Annotated in this window: 16 protein-coding genes and 1 pseudogene; 10 read left to right on the forward strand and 7 right to left on the reverse strand. The window is 67.0% G+C overall.

What is annotated here, in order from left to right:
• Position 1: 1 nt before the first annotated feature.
• Both ASE31_RS15310 and ASE31_RS15315 read right to left on the reverse strand, forming a co-directional pair.
• Positions 2 to 1,582, reverse strand: coding sequence for an ABC transporter substrate-binding protein (locus tag ASE31_RS15310; RefSeq protein WP_057202669.1), 1,581 nt, complete (start codon positions 1,580 to 1,582; stop codon positions 2 to 4).
• Positions 1,583 to 1,703: 121 nt separating this feature from the next.
• Positions 1,704 to 2,318 (reverse strand): LysE/ArgO family amino acid transporter, encoded by a 615-nt coding sequence (locus ASE31_RS15315; RefSeq protein ID WP_057202670.1) that lies wholly within the window; start codon positions 2,316 to 2,318, stop codon positions 1,704 to 1,706.
• A 70-nt stretch (positions 2,319 to 2,388) separates the two neighbouring features.
• On the opposite strand from ASE31_RS15315, the gene ASE31_RS15320 reads away from it, so the two are divergent.
• On the forward strand, positions 2,389 to 3,297 hold the full coding sequence (locus tag ASE31_RS15320) for a LysR family transcriptional regulator ArgP (RefSeq protein ID WP_057202671.1): 909 nt from the start codon (positions 2,389 to 2,391) through the stop codon (positions 3,295 to 3,297).
• Between the two features lie 9 nt (positions 3,298 to 3,306).
• Here the strand turns inward: ASE31_RS15320 and ASE31_RS15325 are convergent, their stop codons facing one another.
• A complete protein-coding gene (locus ASE31_RS15325) occupies positions 3,307 to 4,113 on the reverse strand; it encodes a siderophore-interacting protein (RefSeq protein ID WP_057202672.1) in 807 nt (268 codons plus the stop codon).
• Between the two features lie 72 nt (positions 4,114 to 4,185).
• On the opposite strand from ASE31_RS15325, the gene ASE31_RS15330 reads away from it, so the two are divergent.
• The 7 genes and pseudogenes from ASE31_RS15330 to ASE31_RS33130 form a co-directional block, all read left to right on the forward strand.
• On the forward strand, positions 4,186 to 4,647 hold the full coding sequence (locus tag ASE31_RS15330; RefSeq protein ID WP_057202673.1) for a MarR family winged helix-turn-helix transcriptional regulator: 462 nt from the start codon (positions 4,186 to 4,188) through the stop codon (positions 4,645 to 4,647).
• 235 nt (positions 4,648 to 4,882) lie between these two features.
• The gene (locus ASE31_RS32050; RefSeq protein WP_162261398.1) at positions 4,883 to 5,401 is read left to right on the forward strand and encodes a GNAT family N-acetyltransferase; all 519 of its coding nucleotides are present in this window, start codon (positions 4,883 to 4,885) and stop codon (positions 5,399 to 5,401) included.
• A 21-nt stretch (positions 5,402 to 5,422) separates the two neighbouring features.
• A complete protein-coding gene (locus tag ASE31_RS15340) occupies positions 5,423 to 6,688 on the forward strand; it encodes an ABC transporter substrate-binding protein (protein ID WP_057202675.1) in 1,266 nt (421 codons plus the stop codon).
• Positions 6,689 to 6,722: 34 nt separating this feature from the next.
• Complete coding sequence (locus ASE31_RS15345) at positions 6,723 to 7,241, forward strand: phage tail protein (RefSeq protein ID WP_057202676.1); 519 nt, start codon at positions 6,723 to 6,725, stop codon at positions 7,239 to 7,241.
• A 13-nt stretch (positions 7,242 to 7,254) separates the two neighbouring features.
• Complete coding sequence (locus ASE31_RS15350) at positions 7,255 to 7,773, forward strand: phage tail protein (RefSeq protein ID WP_057202677.1); 519 nt, start codon at positions 7,255 to 7,257, stop codon at positions 7,771 to 7,773.
• Between the two features lie 34 nt (positions 7,774 to 7,807).
• The gene (locus ASE31_RS15355; protein WP_057202678.1) at positions 7,808 to 8,323 is read left to right on the forward strand and encodes a phage tail protein; all 516 of its coding nucleotides are present in this window, start codon (positions 7,808 to 7,810) and stop codon (positions 8,321 to 8,323) included.
• 865 nt (positions 8,324 to 9,188) lie between these two features.
• Positions 9,189 to 11,234 (forward strand): annotated as a pseudogene (locus ASE31_RS33130) (Ig-like domain repeat protein); the annotation flags it as partial.
• 1,626 nt (positions 11,235 to 12,860) lie between these two features.
• Here the strand turns inward: ASE31_RS33130 and ASE31_RS15365 are convergent.
• Together ASE31_RS15365 and alr are read right to left on the reverse strand one after the other, a co-directional pair.
• A complete protein-coding gene (locus ASE31_RS15365; RefSeq protein WP_057202680.1) occupies positions 12,861 to 13,727 on the reverse strand; it encodes a hypothetical protein in 867 nt (288 codons plus the stop codon).
• Positions 13,728 to 13,825: 98 nt separating this feature from the next.
• On the reverse strand, positions 13,826 to 14,944 hold the full coding sequence (alr, locus tag ASE31_RS15370; protein WP_057202681.1) for an alanine racemase: 1,119 nt from the start codon (positions 14,942 to 14,944) through the stop codon (positions 13,826 to 13,828).
• 134 nt (positions 14,945 to 15,078) lie between these two features.
• Here alr and lplT point away from each other — a divergent pair, with 134 nt between their 5' ends.
• The gene (gene lplT / locus ASE31_RS15375; protein ID WP_057202682.1) at positions 15,079 to 16,383 is read left to right on the forward strand and encodes a lysophospholipid transporter LplT; all 1,305 of its coding nucleotides are present in this window, start codon (positions 15,079 to 15,081) and stop codon (positions 16,381 to 16,383) included.
• A gap of 210 nt (positions 16,384 to 16,593) precedes the next feature.
• A complete protein-coding gene (locus ASE31_RS15380; RefSeq protein ID WP_057202683.1) occupies positions 16,594 to 17,079 on the forward strand; it encodes a glutathione peroxidase in 486 nt (161 codons plus the stop codon).
• Positions 17,080 to 17,089: 10 nt separating this feature from the next.
• Here the strand turns inward: ASE31_RS15380 and ASE31_RS15385 are convergent, their stop codons facing one another.
• Positions 17,090 to 17,494, reverse strand: a complete 405-nt coding sequence (locus ASE31_RS15385; protein WP_235514494.1) for an N-acetyltransferase — start codon at positions 17,492 to 17,494, stop codon at positions 17,090 to 17,092.
• A gap of 105 nt (positions 17,495 to 17,599) precedes the next feature.
• A complete protein-coding gene (locus tag ASE31_RS15390) occupies positions 17,600 to 18,814 on the reverse strand; it encodes an acyltransferase family protein (RefSeq protein WP_057202685.1) in 1,215 nt (404 codons plus the stop codon).
• Positions 18,815 to 18,894 lie beyond the last annotated feature (80 nt).

Raw genomic sequence — 18,894 nt, forward strand, 5'->3', positions numbered from 1 at the left:
GTCAGTTGACCTTGAGAATGCGCCAATCGACGCGGTTGTCCGCACGGTGCACGATGTCCACTTTCTGAGTGGCCGCCCAGGGGATGATCTGGTTGTACAGCGGAATGTGCGAGATCAACTCGTGGTCGGCGATCAGGGCCTTTTCGATCAGGCCGTTGCGCGTGGCGGTGTCGGTCTCCTTCTTGATGCGCTCGATCAACGCGTCCTGTTGCGGGTTGGAGAAGCGCCCCAGGTTGAAGTTGCCGTCGCCGCCGGCACCGCTGGAACGGACCAGCGACTGCAGCGAGTAGAAGGCGTCGAAGGTCGGCACGCCCCAGCCCAGCAGGTAGATGCTGGCCTCGTTGCGCTGGATCATCGGGAAGTAAGTGGCAAACGGCAGCGAACGCAGCTTGGCCTTGACGCCGATCCTGGCCCACTGGGCCGTGATGGCCTGGCACAGCTGCTCGTCATTGATATAGCGGCCCGCGCTGCAGGCAAAGTCGACCTCGAAGCCCTGCGGGTAGCCGGCCTCGGCCAGCAGCTTCTGCGCGGCAGAGGGGTCATAGGGCCAGCGTGCGTCGGCCTTGGGCGTCCAGCCGTTGACCTGGCGCGCGATGATGGCGCCCGTGGGTTGGGCCAGGCCGCGCAGCACCACGCGCTGGATGGCGCTGATGTCGATGGCCTGGTAGAGCGCCTTGCGCACGCGCACGTCCTTGAGCGGGTTCTTGCCCTTCACGTCGGAGCCCGGCAGCTCCTCGCGGAACTGGTCCAGGCCGAGGAAGATGGTGCGGTTCTCGGCCCCGTCGAGGACCTTGAGGTTGGGCGTCTGGCGCACGCGCGGCAGGTCCTGCAGGCCCGGGTCGAGCACGAAGTCGAGTTCGCCCGAGAGCAGCGCGGCTGTGCGCGTGGCGTCGGACTTGATCGGCGTGTAGACAATCTGCGTCACGTTGCCCGTGTACTTGCCCTTGCCCCACCAGGTGGGGTTGGCCTTGAGCACCAGGCGCTGGTCGGGCGTCCACGACTCGAGCGTGAAGGGACCAGTGCCCAACGCGTTGCGGTGCGAGAAGGGTTCGTCCTTGGTCTTGATGTCCTTGGGCGCCGTGGCATTGTTCTTCTCGGCCCAGGCCTTGCTCAGGATGCGCAGCTCGGTGAGCTGGTTCACGAGCACGGGGTTGGGCACCTCCGAGAAGATGTCGATGGTGTGGGAATCGACCTTTTCCACGCGGTCGATGCCTTGGGTGTAGACCGCGAAGTTGGAGGTCTTGGCCTTGGCGCGTTCGAGCGAGAACTTGGCGTCGTCGGCGGTGAACTCGCTGCCGTCGCTGAATTTGACCCCCTTGCGCAGGGTCAGGCGCAGTTGCGTGGGGCTCACGCGCTTCCACTCGGTGGCCAGCGAGGGCTCGGGCTTGAAGGTCTTGCTGTTGTATTCGACCAGGGTGTCATACACCGCTGCATGCAGCGTGTTGTTCACGCCCACGTTCTGGGCATGGATGTCCCAGGAGGACAGGTCGGTGGAACGCGACCAGCGGAAGGTGTTGGCATGGCTGGCCAGGGGCAGCGCACCGGCCAGCGCAGCCGCCAGCAAGAGGGATTGGAATCGCATGAAAGGTAGGCCTGTACAGAAAGTCTTAGTGCGCTGCACTATGGACCGGGCCGCCCTCCAAGCGAACGAATTTCTCGTTGTAACCTTATGCGCTCCCCTGTGATCCCGTCCAGCGCGGGCTTCAATGCAGGATCAACCCTGCGGCGAGTACCAGCATCATGGCCGTCACCAGGCCATCGAGCACACGCCAGGCATGGGGCGACGCGAACAGCGGCGCCAGCCAGCGAGCCCCCCAACCCAGCGCGGCGAACCACACCAAGCTTGCCAGGCTGGCGCCTGCCGCGAAACCCATGCGCAGCGATGGAGGGTAGGGGCTGGCGATCGCCCCCAGCAGCAGCACCGTGTCCAGGTACACATGGGGGTTGAGCCAAGTGAAGGCCATGGCGGTAAGGACCACGGGCTGCCAGCCGGCTGGCGCCGTACCGTCGGTTGCTACCTGCATCGCGGCAGGCTTGCAGGCGCGCAACAAGGCGCGCGCCGCATAGGCCAGCAGAAAGGCCGCCCCCAGCCAGCGCGCGGCCACGAGCAGTGCGGGGTGGGACTGCACGGCCGAACCCAGCCCCCACACGCCGGCCTGCACCAGGATGGCGTCGGACAGCGCGCACACGGCCACCACGGGCAACACATGCTCACGCCGCAGGCCCTGGCGCAGCACGAAGGCGTTCTGCGCGCCAATGGCGATGATCAGGATGGCGGTCGAGGAAAAGCCGTTGGCAAAGGCCGAATAAAGGTTCATGGACCCGATGGTGCCCAGCCGTGGAGCGAAAGAAAAGCTATACTTTTTTGCTACCCGTAAGCAAAACTGAATGCACCTCGACACCGCCCAACTGGCCGCGCTGGCCGCCGTGCTGGAGCAAGGCAGCTTCGAGCGCGCAGCACTGGCCTTGCACGTCACGCGCTCGGCCGTGTCCCAGCGCGTCAAGCTGCTCGAAGAGCGCGTGGGCCAGGTGCTGGTCCGCCGCGCCTCGCCCTGCACCCCGACCGAGGCCGGCCAGGCCCTGTTGCGCCACGCCCAGCAGATGGCGCTGAGCGAGGCCGACGCCTTGCGCAGCATTGCGGGCAGCAGCGCCGGCCTGGCGCCGGTGCGGCTGGCGCTGGGGGTGAATGCCGATTCGCTGGCCTCCTGGTTCGTGGACGCCATGGCCCGGGCCGCAGAGCCGGGCGAAGGCAGGGCCCCGCCCATCACTTTCGACATCCACGTCGAGGACCAGGACCATTCTTCCGAGCTGCTGCGCCAGGGCCGTGTGATGGCCGCCGTGACCGCCGAGCCGCAACCCGTGCAGGGCTGCCAGGTGGTGCGCCTGGGCACCATGCGCTACCGGGCGCTGGCCAGCCCCGCGTTCATGGCACGCCACTTTGCCCAGGGTGTGACCGCCGCAGCGCTGGCCCAGGCACCCGTGCTGGTCTTCAACCGCAAGGACGCCCTGCAGGAGCGCTTCATGCGCCGCATCGCCCGGCGCGCGCTGGCGCCACCAGTGCACTGGCTGCCCTCGTCCCAAGGCTTCGTAGCAGCCACCCTGGCCGGGCTGGGCTGGGGCATGAGCCCCGAGCAACTGGCACGCGAGGCCATCGACGCCGGCCACCTGGTCGAACTGGTACCCGGCAAGCCAGTGGACGTGGCACTGCACTGGCAGTTCTGGCGCCTGAACGTACAGGCACTGCAGCGCATGACCGAGGCGGTGCAGCAGGCTGCGGCCACCGCCTTGCTGCCTTAGGCTGCGGGATCAGGCAGGAAGATCCTCGTGGTGGTCGGCCACGCCTTTCTTCCAGTAGGCCGCGATGCGCATGCGCTTGGGGTTCACGCCCGGCTTGGCCAGCACCACCTTGCGCAGGGCTGCCATGTCGGCGTGTTCGCCAGCCGCCCAGACATAGCCATCGCCTTCGGGGATCGCCAGCGCCTGGGCCGCCTCGGGCAGTGAGGCCACCCACTGCAGATCCAGCTTCGCGGCGCTGGCCAGGGGCCGCTGGTCGGCGGGGTTGCGCACCTGGATGCGCACCGTCGCGGCGGCTTCGGCCGGCAGCTCGGCCAGGCGGCGCACGATGGCGGGCACGGCGGTCTCGTCGCCCAGCAGCCAGTGCCAGGCAAAGGCCGTGGGCACCACCATGCTGCCGCGCGGGCCGGCCACGCCCACCCAGTGGCCCACGGCCGCGGCGGCAGCCCAGTCCGACGCGGGGCCGGCGTCGTGCAGGGCCACTTCGATGTCCAACTCTCCCTTGGCGGTGTCGTAGTGCGCCGGTGTGTAGTCGCGCAGCACCGGGCGCGGCTCGGACATCACCGGGCGGCCATCCTGTACCGTCGGCAGCGAGGCGCGCTCTTGCCCTGGGTGCGGCAGGATGAGCTTGATGTGGTCGTCAAAGCCCGCGCTCACGAAGTCGGCGAGATCCGGCCCGCCCAGCGTGAGCCGTACGAAGCCGGGGCTGACCTCGGTGCGGCGCAGCACCTGTGCATGGCGGGCCTTGAGGGTGTGGCGCACGCGGGTGATGGCCAGAGGATCGTTGGAGGCAAGGGGGTTGGAGGCGTCAGTGCTCATGATTTAAAATGTTGACTTAATCAACCAGATCATCCGCCAACAAGTTGACTTTGTCAACCGGTTGGCTTTGCCATGCACCGCAACCGCCCCCCTGCCGATGTCTTTGAAGCGATGCACGACCTGATGCACGTGTACCGCGCGCACATGGTGCGGGCCATGGCGGCCATCCACCCCGGTCTGACGATGAACGAGGTACGCGCCCTGGGCTTCATCGGTCGCCACCCCGGGGCCACCCAGAAAGACCTGGTGCGCCACAGCGGCGCCGACAAGGCCCAGGTGGCGCGCATGGTGGCCCAGCTGGCCGAGCGCGGCTGGATCACCAGCCACCCCAACCCCGAGGACGGCCGCAGCCGCATCCTGGCCCTGAGCGCGGAAGGCCAGGCCCTGCAGGACACGGTGCGCGGCCTGCGCCAGACGCTGTCGGCCCGGTTGCTGGAAGGCTGCGATGCAGGCACCCAAGCGCAGTTGCTTGCGCTGCTGGGACAGCTGCGTGGCGAGCTGGACGCCTTGCCGGCGTGCGGCCAGCGGGGCTGACACAGGCACCACGCCCACCTGGCGCCGGCCCCATGCAGAATTTGCCTGTGGCGGAGCTGCCGCTTCGGGGCCACAATTGCACCAGTCCGTAAAACTTTACGTGCAATCGTTAAAATTTGCGTGTAACTTCGAGTTTCCGCGGCCCTGCGCCGCCAGGCAGCGCCTGCCCGGGTGGGCGGCAAGAAAGGTGTGGCAAGTGGGAGCGTCAACGGCGAAGCAGCAGCAGGCCCTCGCGTTGCGTCCTGCGACGGAGCAGGATGCCGCGTTCCTGTGCGCCGTGTACCGCTCGGTGCGCGAGCCGGAACTCCAGGCCATCGGTTGGCCGGACGCCCAGATCGATGCTTTCTGCGAAATGCAGCACCGGTTTCGCACGGCGGGGTACGGGCAGTACCTGCCCCCCGTGGAAACGACCCTGGTGCTGTGGGAAGGAAACCCTGCGGGAATGCTCGCGGTGTGCCGCAGTGCGGAACGCTGGGTGCTGGTGAACATCGAGCTCCTTCCCGCCGCACGGGGCAAGGGCATAGGATCCGAACTGATTGCCCGGCTCCAGCAGGACGCCGTGTCCGCTGGCGTGGGTCTGCGGCTGCAGGCCGCCAGCGCGAGCCCCGTGGTGCGCCTGTACGAGCGCTGCGGCTTTGAGAGCGTGACCGATGACGGCATGGTGCGGCAGATGGAGTGGCCGCACGGCAAGCCACGGCGAGCTTCCCCGAGGAAGCCAGGCAGCCGTGGTACCGACAAACAGACAGTGGACTGATTGAACCAGGAACCAAGACCCATGGAATTCGAAGACACCGCGCCTTTGGCCCGCCCAGCGCTGGAATCGGAAAGCCGTCGCCGTTTTGTCGCACAGACCGGTATGGTGGCGACCGCCATCGCACTGGGCGGCACCGGCCTGGCCGGCGCCGCCCAATCAAAGCTCACGAGCGGCCGCGCACTGCGCGTGGGGCTGCTATTGCCGGACGCAAGGGCATACCCGCTGATGGGAGCACAGCTCCTGGCCGGCGCACAGTCCTTTGCCGCGCAGGCGAACAGCGGCACGCCTGTGCATTTCACCCCGGTGGTGTACGGCAGCCACCCCCAACAGGCAGAGCGGGCCATGCAACAGATGCTGTCCGCCGGACAGGTGGATGTGCTCGCCGGTTTTGTCTGCGCCAACGCGGCCACGCAATGGGCCCCCCAGCTGGCCGCACACCAGGTACCCCTGCTCGTGGGCGATGCCGGGGCCAATGCGCTGGTGCCTGGGGCCCAGTCCCCATGGGTGCTGCGCAACAGCCTGGGCTACTGGCAGACGGCCTGGGCCGCTGGCCGTTGGGCAGCCCAAAACCTCGGGCCCCGCGCCATCGTGGCCGTGGGCCCGGCGGACAGTGGCTTCGACCATCTGCCGGCTTTTGAGCGCGGCTTTGCCTCGGGCGGCGGCAAGGTGCAAACCACGGTCTTCACGCGGTCGCCCGATGGAACCAGCCAACTGGATGCCCTCGCCCAACTAGTGCGCCAGACGCGGCCGGACCTGGTCTATGCGCTGGACTCCGGCATGCGGGCCGACGCATTCCAGCGGTTCTGGTCCCGCTCAGAAGCAGCCCGACAGGTGCCCCTGGTGGCTGGTGGCATGTTGGGTGAAGCCATGGCCACCGCCGCCCTGGCACAGCGGCCCGCCCAGGGCGCGCGCATCTGGGCTACGCGGTCCTGGCAGCAGGGAGCAGGCGATGCCGGCATGGCTGCTTCATCGAGCGCCGGCAACCCCACCCCGTTTCATCTGCTGGGCCACGAAATGGCGCAGCGCGTGCACGCCGCCGCTGCGGCATCCGGTGCACGTGGCCTGCCGCTGGCCCAGGCCATGGCAGCAGCGGTGCTGCAGACACCCCGTGGAGAAGTGCGCCTGGATGCGGGCACCGGTGAAACGATGGCGCCAGCCTATCTGCAGGGCCTTCACCTGGATCAGGCCAGCTCGGTAGTGGCGCTGCAATCCGTGCGTGCCGGCAGTTGTCAGGGGCTGTGTGAAATCCTGGGCAGCCGCATCGCTGGGACGTACCTTGCTGCATGACGGCATCAACGACAACAACTGAAAGCGATTGACGATGTCAGACCCTTACCTTGGCGAGGTCCGCATATTTGGCGGCAACTTTGCTCCGCGAGACTGGATGTTTTGCCGTGGACAACTGTTGTCCATTTCACAGAACTCCGCACTGTTTTCACTGCTGGGAACCACCTATGGAGGCGATGGGCAGAATACCTTCGGCCTACCCAACCTGCAGGGGCGTGCGCCCGTGCACCAAGGCCAGGGCCCTGGGCTGACCAACCGCACCATAGGAGAAGTTTCAGGTTCGGAGAGCGTAACCCTGACCGCCCTGCAGATTCCGCAGCATTCCCATGGTCTGGCACATGGAGGCGTGGGTGACCAGGCATCGCCTCAGAATGGCCTGCTGGGCACCACGTCCGCTCGCGATTTCCGATACACCAATGTGGCTGCATCAGCGAACCTGGCGGCCGACACGCTGACCATGTCTGGCAGCAGTATGCCGCACGAAAACCGCTCGCCCTATATGGCGGTCAATTTCATCATTTGCGTGGCCGGAATCTTTCCGTCACGCAACTGACAGGAGAAAAAACATGGATCCATTCCTCGGGGAAATCCGTTTGCTCGGCTGCAACTTCGCCCCGTCTGGCTGGGCGATCTGCGCAGGACAGCTGATGCCGATTCAGCAAAACACCGCCTTGTTTTCGCTGTTGGGCACCACGTATGGCGGCAACGGGACCACCACCTTTGCACTACCCGACCTCCGGGGGAACACCCCCATAGGGTTCGGCCAAGGTGCAGGCTTGTCGGACTACGCGCTGGGAGAGGTGGGCGGCGCGGCAGACGTGACACTCCTGGCAGCGGATATTCCTGCACACACCCATACCGTGGCCGCAGTGGCAGCGGTAGGCACCTTGAACACACCTGCGGCGGGCCTGCTAGCGCAGTCCAGCATCCGCTCCAACCTCTACGAGACCACGGCCGCTAACACCACGATGGCGCCCACTGCGGTCACATCGACAGGCGGGAACCAGGCCCACAACAACATGCCGCCCTACTTGGCCCTCAATTTCTGCATTGCCCTCCAGGGGATTTTCCCCTCCCGCAACTAACTGAGTGTCTGCTGCCCCCTGACCGGAACATCCTATGGCCACCCCTTTTCTCGGCGAAATCAGCCTGTGCGCATTCAGTTTCCCCCCCAGAGGCTGGGCTCTTTGCAATGGGCAGCAGTTGCCCATTGCACAGAACTCCGCACTTTTTTCCCTGCTGGGGACCACCTACGGTGGCAACGGACAAACCACCTTCGCTCTGCCGGACCTGCGGGGACGACGCCCTATAGGTACCGGGACCAGTACACAGGGGGTCAACTACGTCTGGGGCCAGCAGGGGGGAGAAGAAACCCACATTCTGACCCTCGCCGAAATGCCCACGCACAACCATTTGCTGCGCGTAGCTAGCGGGGTCGGCACCAGCAGCTCTCCGCAGAACGCCTACCTCGCAGCGTCAGCCGTTGATGCGCCCTATACAGACGCGGTCACAGCAGGCGTCAACAACGATCTGCTCACAAGCGCTGGCGGATCGCAGCCGCACAACAATCTTCCGCCGTACTTGGTGATGAACTTCGTTATTGCGCTGCAGGGCATTTTTCCGTCCCGCAACTGATCCACACAAGAACCCACTAGGCGCCCTGGCGCTGCAAGGCCTAAGGGCCGACCGAGGAGCAGATTTCATGCAACGATGGATCCAAACCCTGAAGCCGACCTGGTGGTCCGGGCTGGGCATGCTGGTTCTGGCCCTGGGGGCCAGCGGCCATGCCATGGCTGCCACCATCACGGTGGATACGCTGGGGGATGGCAACACGGGATGCACCCTGCGCAGGGCCCTTTCCAACGCCAACGCGGCCAACCAGGGAGCAGCGGAGTGCACTCGGGGGGATGCCAGCGGCAACGAAATTCGCTTCAATGCAGCGGCCCAGACAATCGTACTGACCGCGGGCAATGGCCCTCTGGTCATTCAGCGCAACCTCACCATCACGGGCAACGGCGCGGCCTCCACGAGCATTTCAGGTGGCGGCCAAGTTCGCGTGCTGGACATTCCTATCGGCAGCAGCGTGACACTGGCCCTGACCGGGCTCACCGTACAAAGCGGCAAGGCGCTGGCCAGCAGCACCATGAGCAATGCGGGCGGGCTGTTCATCCCCACAGGCTCCACCGCCAACCTGAGCAACTGCGCCTTCCGCAACAACGACGCCCAGTCCAGCGGCGGTGCCATCGAAAACCGCGGCGCGCTGACCATCAACGCCTGTACCTTCACCGGCAACACGGCAGCCGGTGAAGGCGGAGCCATCCGCAACATCGGCACGATGACGGTGGACGGATCCCTCTTCAACAGCAACACGGCCGACCGCGGCGGCGCGGTGTGGGTCAACCGCACGGCGGTAACCACTATCGACCTGCTCAATTCCAAGTTCGGTGCCAACACCGGTAGCAGCACAGGGGGCTCTGTCGTTCCTCTGGGTGTGGCCGTGATGAATGCCACGGGCAGCAGCGCCACCTTGACCACCACGGGCAGCGTGTCGCAAGGACAAGCCTATCCAGAGAGCCCTCCGACCATCACGGTCCAACCTACCACACCGGTCACCGTGGGCAGCGCTGCCACCCTGTCGGTGACACTGACCGGCGGCACCACCCCCACGGGCACGGTGAGCCTGCTGTCCGGCGTGGATGCCATTGCCGGTTGCTCCAATATCGCCTTGACCAATGGCACTGCGAGCTGCAGCCCGGCTACCCTGGTCGTGGGTGTGCACACCATCACGGCCCAGTATCCCGGCGACAGCAACTACCTGGCCGGCACTTCTGCAGGCGTGGCCCAGGTCATCAATAGCTCTACGAACCAGGACACCAAGCAGGTCACGGTGAGCGGCCCGCAAAATGCCGAGGTGTGGGTGGACAGTGCCAACAAGGGCACCATCAATGCCAGCGGCAAGCTGACCGTCACGCTCGATACTCCGGCCCCGGATGGAAACAAGAATTTCCTGGTCGAAACCAAGACCGCGGGCGGTGGGGCCACCTTGGTCACCGGCACGCTCACGATCACGCGCGACGGAACGCCGCCGGTGTTCTCCAACATCCTGCCGGCCGATAGTGGCTTCCTGGGTGCCAGCAGCACGATCGGCTACACGCTGAGCGAAGACGTGGTGGCCGGCGCCACCATCGTGTTCACGCGCACTGGCGGCGCCGCCGACCCGACACCGCATACCTGCACACTTCAAGGCACTGCGCTGGTTTCGGGCACCCACCAGATCGCCTATGCCGCCAATGCCAACGGCTGCGCCACGGCACTGAACCTGGTCAGCAATGCCATCTACAGCATCGCCTTCAGTGGGACGGACAAGGCGGGCAACCCATCGGCCACCGCCCCAGTCACCGGTGTCACTTACGACACCACGGCCCCAACGGCCAGCCTGACCCTGCCCGCCACGTCCACCAGCCGCACGATCACCGTAGCGGCCGGTGCGTTCAGCGGCAGCGATGCAGGATCCGGCATTGCCGCTGCAGGCTACTGCCTGCAGGAGAGCAACGTGTCGGCCAGCTGCGCCTGGGGTACGGTGCCCACAAGCTATCCGTTTGCATCGGATGGCAACAAGACGCTGTACGGCTTCGTCAAGGACAATGCCGGCAACGTCTCTGCCATCGCGCCCGCTGCCACTGCCAGCGTGTTGGTGGACTCCAGCGTGCCGGTGGCTCCCACCTTGGCCACGACGCCCACCTACGCCATCGGCAACTCCACCGCGCTGACCATCCAGAGCGCCGAGAATGGGCTGCAGGTCTGGCTCGGCAATAGCAACACCGGCCAGGTCATCGCGGGCGGTACCGCCAGCATCAGCATCGACACCAGCGGCATTGCCAATGGCCAGCAAGCCACCTTCCGGATCACGCTGCGCGATGCTGCAGGCAATGTGAGCGCGGAACTGGTGCTGCCCCTGACGCGCGATACCAACGCCCCGGCGTTCAGTGCGACGACCCCGGCGAACAACGCAGCCATCAAGGCCAATTCCACGCTGGGCTTCACGCTCAGCAAGGCTGTGGCCAGCGCGCTCATCACCGCCACCCAGACGGGCGGCACGGCCGACGGCGCCTCCCCCCACACCTGCAACCTGCAGGGCACCGCCCTCAATGCGGGCGCCCATGGTGTGGCGCTGACCGCCGACGCCAATGGCTGCACGGCTCCCCTGGGTCTGGTCGATGGTGCGATCTACACCTTCGCATTCGACGCGACCGATGCGGCCAGCAACCCCGCAGTCACCGCATCGATCACGGGGGTCAAGTACGACACCAGCGCTCCGGCAGCCCCGGCAGTGACCACACCAGCCAATAACGCATCGGCCGAAGGCAGCTCGGTGGTCATCAGCGGCACGGCAGAAGCCGGCAGCCGGGTGGATGTGTACGAAGGCGCGACCCTGCTGGGCAGCGGCACGGCAACGGGCGGCAACTTCTCGGTCACGGTATCCGGCCTGACCTTCGTGGTGCACAACTTCACACTCAAGGCCACGGACGCTGCAGGCAACGAGAGCGCCAGCAGCCCCGTGCTGACCTACACGGCCCAGGTGCCCAGTGGTGGTGGCTCGACTCCACCCACGGTGGTGACGCAAGGCAGCGTGGCAGTGACGCCAGGCGCGCCGGTCATCGTCGGCGGCAATGTGCAGGTCACGGCATCCCCAGGCAGCACGATCACGCTCAACCCCCAATCGGGCGGATCCACCATCACCCTGCCCCCCGCAGGCAGTGGCGGTACCCCGGCGCCGGTGACCCTGGTGATCGGCGGCCAGACCTTCAGCATCCAGCCCCAGCCCGACACGGCCACGGTGCTCAGCGTGGTCACGCTGATCGGCGCCAATGGCCAGCCCCAGGTGGCGCTGGTGCTCAACCCGTCGACCTCGGGTGACTCCCAAGTCACGCTCAGCGGTACGGTGAGCCAGGGCACGGTGGTGGCCCTGCTGTCCACCACCACGGGCAACCTGCCACTGACTGCACTGGGCGATGGCGTGGTGTCGGTCACGCTCATCACCACCCCACGCGCTGCCGCTGGCACGCCGCAGTCGTGGAGCGTGTTCGTGCGCACAGGCCGGGTGGCACTGCCACCGGCTGCCAATGGGGCTGCCGCCGTGACGGTGTACAGCGGCGAAGTGGCTCGGCTCGATGGCGCGGGCAAGGTACAGAGCGTGCGCCTGGGCACCGTGGCCGGCACCGGCCTGGGCGACCCCGTGCAGCGCAGTGACCTGCCTGCGGGCATCAACGCCAACGTGGGCTTCGTGCGCCTTGCGGGCGTGCCCACCCGCACGGGCGGCAGCACGCCGTTGGAAACCCTGGTCAACAACGGCCTGCGCACCGTTGGCATCACCAGCGCGGCGCAGGCTGCGGATGGCAGCGTCACCTGGACCCTGGGCGGCGTGAGCTTCCCCGTGGTGCCGCTGGAAGTGCGTGTGGTGCCCGGCCGCGCCGATGGCGCGACCGTGGCGGACGATGGCAGCATCGAGGTGGCCACAGCAGGCCTGGTGACCCGCTTCGGACCGGTCCTGCAGTCCCTGCCCGCCATGGGCCAGGCCCTCACGGCCCTGGGCGCCACGACGGTACTGCAGCCCAATGGGGCCCTGCGCGTCTCCCTGGGCAGCACCGTCTTCCACCTGCGCGCGCAATGGTTGCCGATGGGCCGCACGGGCAATGCCCCGGGCTTCGTCTTCCACAGCACGACCGGCCTGGTCTTCACGGATGCGAATGGCGTGAGCCAGGCGCTGCAGGGCGACGTAGCCGACTACGACGGGCTCACCAGCTTGCTGCAATCGCTCCTGGGCACGGCCACCGTCCTGCGCACCGGCCTCGACCTGCAGACCGAGCTGATCGTGGCCGGCCAGCGCTTTCAGCTGGTGCCCGACCTGGCTCTGCTGCCTGCGGGCACGGGGCCTGCCGACAGCAACTGGTGGTTTGAAGGCAGCAAGCTATTCGTACGCTACACCGGTGGCCTGGTACAGGGCTTTGCTGTGACGGCACGCTGAGCACAACAGCAAGGACCCAGTCCAGCCGCACAAAGCGGGGGGCGCCCAAGGCGCCTCCCGCTTTTTTTGGGGTGGCCGGAATGATGCCAGGTGGACGGCCCGAACCTGTACTGGTGTGGTTGAGCATGCGCCCGACCAGCGCAGGGTTCAGCGTGCCTTCATGCCGGACTGTATGGCCCGCACCGCCTCGGGCAGCGAATTCACATGGGGCAGGAAATGGTCGATGGTGGCGCCCAGCGCCACGGCGCACACCACGGCGCCAAGCATGGGCTTCCAGGTAAGGCGCACGGCGGCGCTGAGCCAGCCCTCGCGTTCCACGCCCATGGCGGCGCGTGCCGTCACCACGGAAAAGGCCAGCTCCACCGCCACGGTGAGCAGTACGTCCCAGCCGAAGAACAGCATGGCCAGGGCGCCCGCGCCGAAGACGATGGCGGCCCCGATCAGGAAGATGGCGACGATGGGGATGACCACCACCGCGCCTTCGTCAGCGCCCGACACCGCATCGGCCGCACCGCTGGCCAGGTCGCCCAGGCCGGAGCCCGCGTCCGAGAGCCCCGAGCCGAAGTCGCCTGAGCCACTGCCGGTGTGCACGCTGCTCCCACCGGATCGGGGCATGGGCATGCGCGGCCCGCCACCACCGCGCCAGGTCACGGCATCGATCGCCATGTCCGCCACATCCGTCGCGGCCTCGGCCGCATCGCCCGCGCCGCTGCCAGAATCGCCGTCCTCGTCTATCAAGCGGGCGGCCCACATGCGCAGCACCAGCAGGTAGCCCACATAGCCGACCGAGAGGGTGACCAGGTAACGCAGCGCCAGCGTCTCCATGCCCAGCAGCATCTGCACGTGCGATGTGCACCACATGATGAGCAGCGTGAAGCCGCCGATCAGAAAGCCGTGCAGGCGCAGGCTGTAGCGCTGCTGCAGGCTGTCCGCCAGCTGGTGCTGGGGCTGCATGCGCACGGAGCGCCAGTTCGAGGTCTTTTTACGGGAACTGCTGCGCTTGTTGTCGGCCATGGGCGGCACTCCTGTCAGAGCGGATGGTCAGGCGCGCAGCGTACCCGATCCAGCCGTGTTTCACGGAATTGCCCGCGGGGCACACCGTGAAGAAATCCTCATTCCACGGCGACGGGCACGCGCTGCGCCAGCGCGCACATGAGCTCCCAGGACACGGTACCCGCCGGCTGGGCCACTTCATCGATGGTCAGCACGGCGCCGTTGCCGGCCCGGCCCCAGAGCGTGACCTCGCTGCCAAAACCGACATCCGTGCCCAGCGCCATGCCCGACTGCAGCAGCGGCGTCAGGTCCACGGTGACCATGTCCATGCTCACCCGGCCCACGATGCGCGTGCGCACGCCATTGACCAGCACCGGCGTGCCGGTGGGGCAGTGGCGCGGGTAGCCGTCGCCGTAGCCGCAGGCAGCCACACCGATGGTGAGCGGCCCCTCGGCGGTGAAGCTCGAACCATAGCCCACGGTGTCGCCCGCCTGCAATTGCTGCACGGCCAGCAGCTTGGTGGACAGCGTCATCGTGGGCTCCAGCCCCCAGTGGCCGGCCGAGTTCTCCGGGTGATCGGGCGCGTTGCCGTACAGCACGATGCCCGCGCGCACCCAGTCGGCGCGCACAGCCGCGTCAGCGCTGTGGCGCAGGGTGGCAGCGCTGTTGGAGAGTGTGCGCTCACCCGGCAGGTCGGCGGCGGCGGTGTTGAACGCGGCCATCTGGTGGGCAATGCCGCGCGGGCCGTCGGCATCGCTGAAATGGGTCATGAACGAGATCTCGTCCACCTGCGGCAGCGCGTTGAGCCGGGCCCAGGCAGCGCGGTAGCGTTGGGGCGTGAAGCCCAGGCGGTTCATGCCCGAGTTCATCTTCAGGAACACGCGGTGCGGCACCTGCGTCTTGTGGGTGGCCAGCATATCGATCTGCTCGTCGCAGTGCACGGCATGCCACAGGTTAAGGCGCGAGCACAGCTCCAGGTCGCGCAGCTCAAACACGCCTTCGAGCAGCAGGATCGGGCCGCGCCAGCCCAATTGGCGCACGCGCTCGGCCTCGGCCAGGTCCAGCAGGGCAAAGCCGTCGGCCCCGCGCAAGCCCTCATAGGCACGCTCGATGCCATGGCCGTAGGCATTGGACTTGACCACGGCCCAGACCTTGGCGTCTGGCGTGCTGCGGCGCACGCGCTCCAGGTTGTGGTGCAGGGCGGCGGTGTGGATGGTGGCTTGTATCGGGCGTGGCATGGGGTTTGACCGGGTGGGATGTCCAGGATTCTGGCACCGTGACCGTTTACCCACGTGATATAACCATCCGTCGGCCAACAGGCTCCCCATATTTAACAGGGCATCAGTCCAACTGATGCAGCACCAGCCATTCGATGAAGCGCGGTTTCTACACCATCATGTCGGCGCAGTTCTTCAGCTCGCTGGCCGACAATGCGCTGTTCGTGGCCGCTGTCGAACTCCTCCGTTCAGAAGGTGCTCCCGAGTGGCAGCGCGCCGCCCTGGTGCCCATGTTCGCGCTGTTCTACGTGGTGCTGGCGCCCTTCGTGGGCGCTTTTGCCGACGCCTTGCCCAAGGGCAAGGTGATGTTCGTGAGCAATGCCATCAAGGTGGTGGGCTGCCTCATGATGCTGTTCGGCTCACACCCCCTCATTGCCTATGCGGTGGTGGGGCTGGGCGCTGCGGCCTACTCGCCCGCCAAGTACGGCATCCTGACCGAACTGCTGCCCGCCTCCCAACTGGTCAAGGCCAATGGCTGGATCGAAGGGCTCACCATCGCCTCCATCATTCTCGGGGTGCTGCTGGGCGGCCAGCTCGTCGGGCACAACGTCTCGGGCATGATGCTGAGCTTCGACTTTCCGATGATCGACACCGGCGTGGACACGCCTGCCGAAGCAGCCATCGCCGGGCTGATCTTCATCTACATCCTCGCAGCCTGGTTCAACACCCGCATCCCGCACACGGGTGTGGAGATGCGCCCCATGCGATCCGACCCCTCGCGCAGCATCCTGGCCAACACCATGGCGCTGCTGCCCGACTTCTGGGCCTGCAACAACCGCCTGTGGCGCGACAAGCTGGGCCAGATCTCGCTGGCCACCACCACCCTGTTCTGGGGGGCGGGCGGCAATCTCAAGTTCATCGTGCTGGCCTGGGCCGGCGTGGCCCTGGGCTACAACACCACGCAGGCCTCGGCCCTTACCGGCGTGGTGGCCATCGGTACCGCCGTGGGCGCCGTGGTGGCCTCCATGCGCATGCGGCTGGATATGGCCACCCGGGTCATCCCGCTCGGTATCGCCATGGGCCTGCTGCTGATATTGATGGTCTTCATCAAGAACATCTGGCTGGCCATTCCCTTTTTGATCCTGCTGGGCGGCCTGGGCGGCTACCTGGTCGTGCCCATGAATGCGCTGCTGCAGCACCGCGGCCACAACCTCATGGGCGCCGGCCGCTCCATCGCCGTGCAGAACTTCAACGAGCAAGCCTGCATCCTGGCGCTGGGCGCGTTCTACAGCCTGTCGCTCAAGTTCGGCCTGTCGGTGTTCGGCGCCATCACCATCTTCGGCCTGGTGGTGGCAGCCATCATGTGGATCATCCGCCGCTGGCACCAGCGCAACTGCGTGAACCACCGTGAAGAGGTGGAGCACCTGCTGCATATCGCGCGCCAGGACGCACATCACTAAGGCATCCCCCTGAGGCGCTGACGCGCCTTCCCCCTTCTCTCGAATTGCTGCGCAATTCGGGAAGGGGGACACCGCCAGCGCGGCGGGGCGGCCCTTGCGCGGCGGTCACTGGCTTGGGCCGCGCGCCTTGCACAGGCCGCAGCGATACCGGTGCGGGCAAATACATCGTACAGCGGCTACCATGGGCCCTTCAGCCACCGAGGAGCCCCCATGCCCGACAGCATCTACGATTTCGAAGCCCAGCAGATGAATGGCCAGAGCGTGCCGCTCTCGCAGTACCAGGGAAAGGTGATGCTCATCGTCAACACGGCCAGCGCCTGCGGGTTCACACCGCAGTTCGGCGGGCTCGAAGAGTTGCACAAGGCGTACGGCGACAAGGGGCTGGTGGTGCTGGGCTTTCCCTGCAACCAGTTCGGCAGCCAGGACCCGGGCAGCAACGACGAGATCGCGAGTTTCTGCCAGCTCAACTACGGCGTGAGCTTTCCGATGATGGCCAAGATCGACGTCAACGGTGCCAACGCCTCGCCGCTCTACCAATGGCTCAGCGCAGAGGCCCCGGGCCTTCTGGGCAGCAAGGCCATCAAGTGGAATTTCACCAAGTTCCTGGTGGGCAAGGACGGCAAGGTGATCCGCCGCTATGCGCCGCAGGATGCGCCCAAGAAGCTGGCCGGCGACATCGAGGCAGCGCTGGCCTGAAGCCCAGGTCCTACGCCTGCCAGCGGCACAGCACGCGCTCACGCCCTGTGATCGGGTGGCGGTCGTGCCCGTGCTCCTGCAGGCCGCAGCGCGCATAGAAGCGGCGCGCCCGCAGGTTGCTGCTGGCCACATGCAGCGACCAGCCCTGCGGGCAGAGCGCACACACATGGGCCACCAGGGCAGCGCCGATGCCGGTCCCTTGCGCGCCGGGGTCGACGAACAGCTGGTGCAGATGGGCCGCCTCCACGTCCAGCACCATGAACGCCACGGCGGTTCCGTCGTGCACCCCCACCAGCGTGAGGCAGGGCGGGCCGAACTCGGCATGGACTCGCTCCAGCCAATGCGCCAGGGGCGCCACCTCGGCCACCAACGGATTGGCCGAGGCCCAGGCCCGGCGCCACAGGGCTGCCAGCATCGGGGCATCGGTCCCGGTAGCGGGCCGCAGCGCTGAGAGTCCGGCAACGTTCGGTGGGGTGGATTCCATGGATTTCGGAGTGGCCAGGCGGCCAGTATCGCGCCATCACGGCATCTGCGGCGAACCCAGCGAAGGCCCTGCCGCCCGTGGTCGCACGCCCTTGGCTCCTCGCGGCAACCCGAACAGCGGCCGCAGCCACCGCACCCGTCGCACCACCGCCGTCAGGGCCCAGCACACCAGCACCGTGCCGGCCAGCAGGGCCAGCGGCTCCAGCACCGGGCCGAGCTGCCAGCGTGCCAGTGCCACCGCCAGCACGATGATGGCGGTCTGGTGCAGCAGATACCAGGGGTAGACCGCCTCCTGCGCCCAGCGCAGCCAGGGCCATGGCCGGTTGAGCCGGTGGTGGGCCCAGCCCAGGATGGCCAGCAGCGTGCTCCACAGGTACAGGTCGGCCAGCACGCGCATGGCAGTGCGCGCCAGCCAGCCGCCCTGCTGCACGGCCACACCGCGCAGCGCCGTGAACAGCACCAGCAGTGCCAGTGCCGCGACCAGGGCGCGCCAGCGCAGGCGCACCAGCTCGGCCCACAGGCCGGCGTCAAGACCGATCCAGTAGCCATACAGGAAGAGCGTGAAGTACACCGCATGCAGCCAGGCGTCGTGAATGAGGTCGTGGGTGGGCGGAAAATGCCGCCACAGCAGCACCGAATACAGCACCAGCGGCAGCACGGGCCAGGCAAAGAGCGCCAGGCCACGCAGGCCGGTGAACGCCCGGCGCAGCCGCTGGCCCGGTGCGGACTCCAGCCAGGGCAGCAGCACGGCCAGCACCACGGTGTAGGCCCACAGGTAGGCCAGGTACCACAGGTGGTTCCAGGTCACGCGGGCCTCCCAGCCATCGAAGGCGCCGGCCGGCCAGGGGCCCCCGCCGTAGTAGCGCAACAGGAAGGCGCCGAAGCCCGGAGTGATCAGGCCATTGGCCACGCCCTGCACATAGGGCTGGTAGGGCACTACCACCGCCATGCCAAAGGCCAGCGGCAGCAGCAGGCGCCCACTGCGCAGCCGGACCAGCCCCGCTACCGTCCGCCCCCGGCGCATCAGGCCGAGCGCCAGGCCGGAGACCAGGAACACCAGGTCCATGCGCCAGAGATTCAGTGCCCGCATGGGCATCTGCAGCCACTCTGCGGCGTGCGGGCTCTTGATGTGCCAATGCCAGTCGGCCACGTAGTACATGGCGACGTGGTAGACGATGACCAGGGCGAAGGCCAGGGCACGCAGGGCATCGATGTCGTGGCGGCGGGAAATGGCGTGCGATGGAGCAGTCATGGCCCCATGCTCGGGCGCTCCGACGGCGCGGCGGGCCTGCTTGGGACCGGAGTGATCCCTTTTGGGACGAGCGGTGGCCG

The sequence above is a fragment of the Acidovorax sp. Root217 genome, assembly GCF_001428645.1.
Lineage (GTDB): Bacteria > Pseudomonadota > Gammaproteobacteria > Burkholderiales > Burkholderiaceae_C > Acidovorax.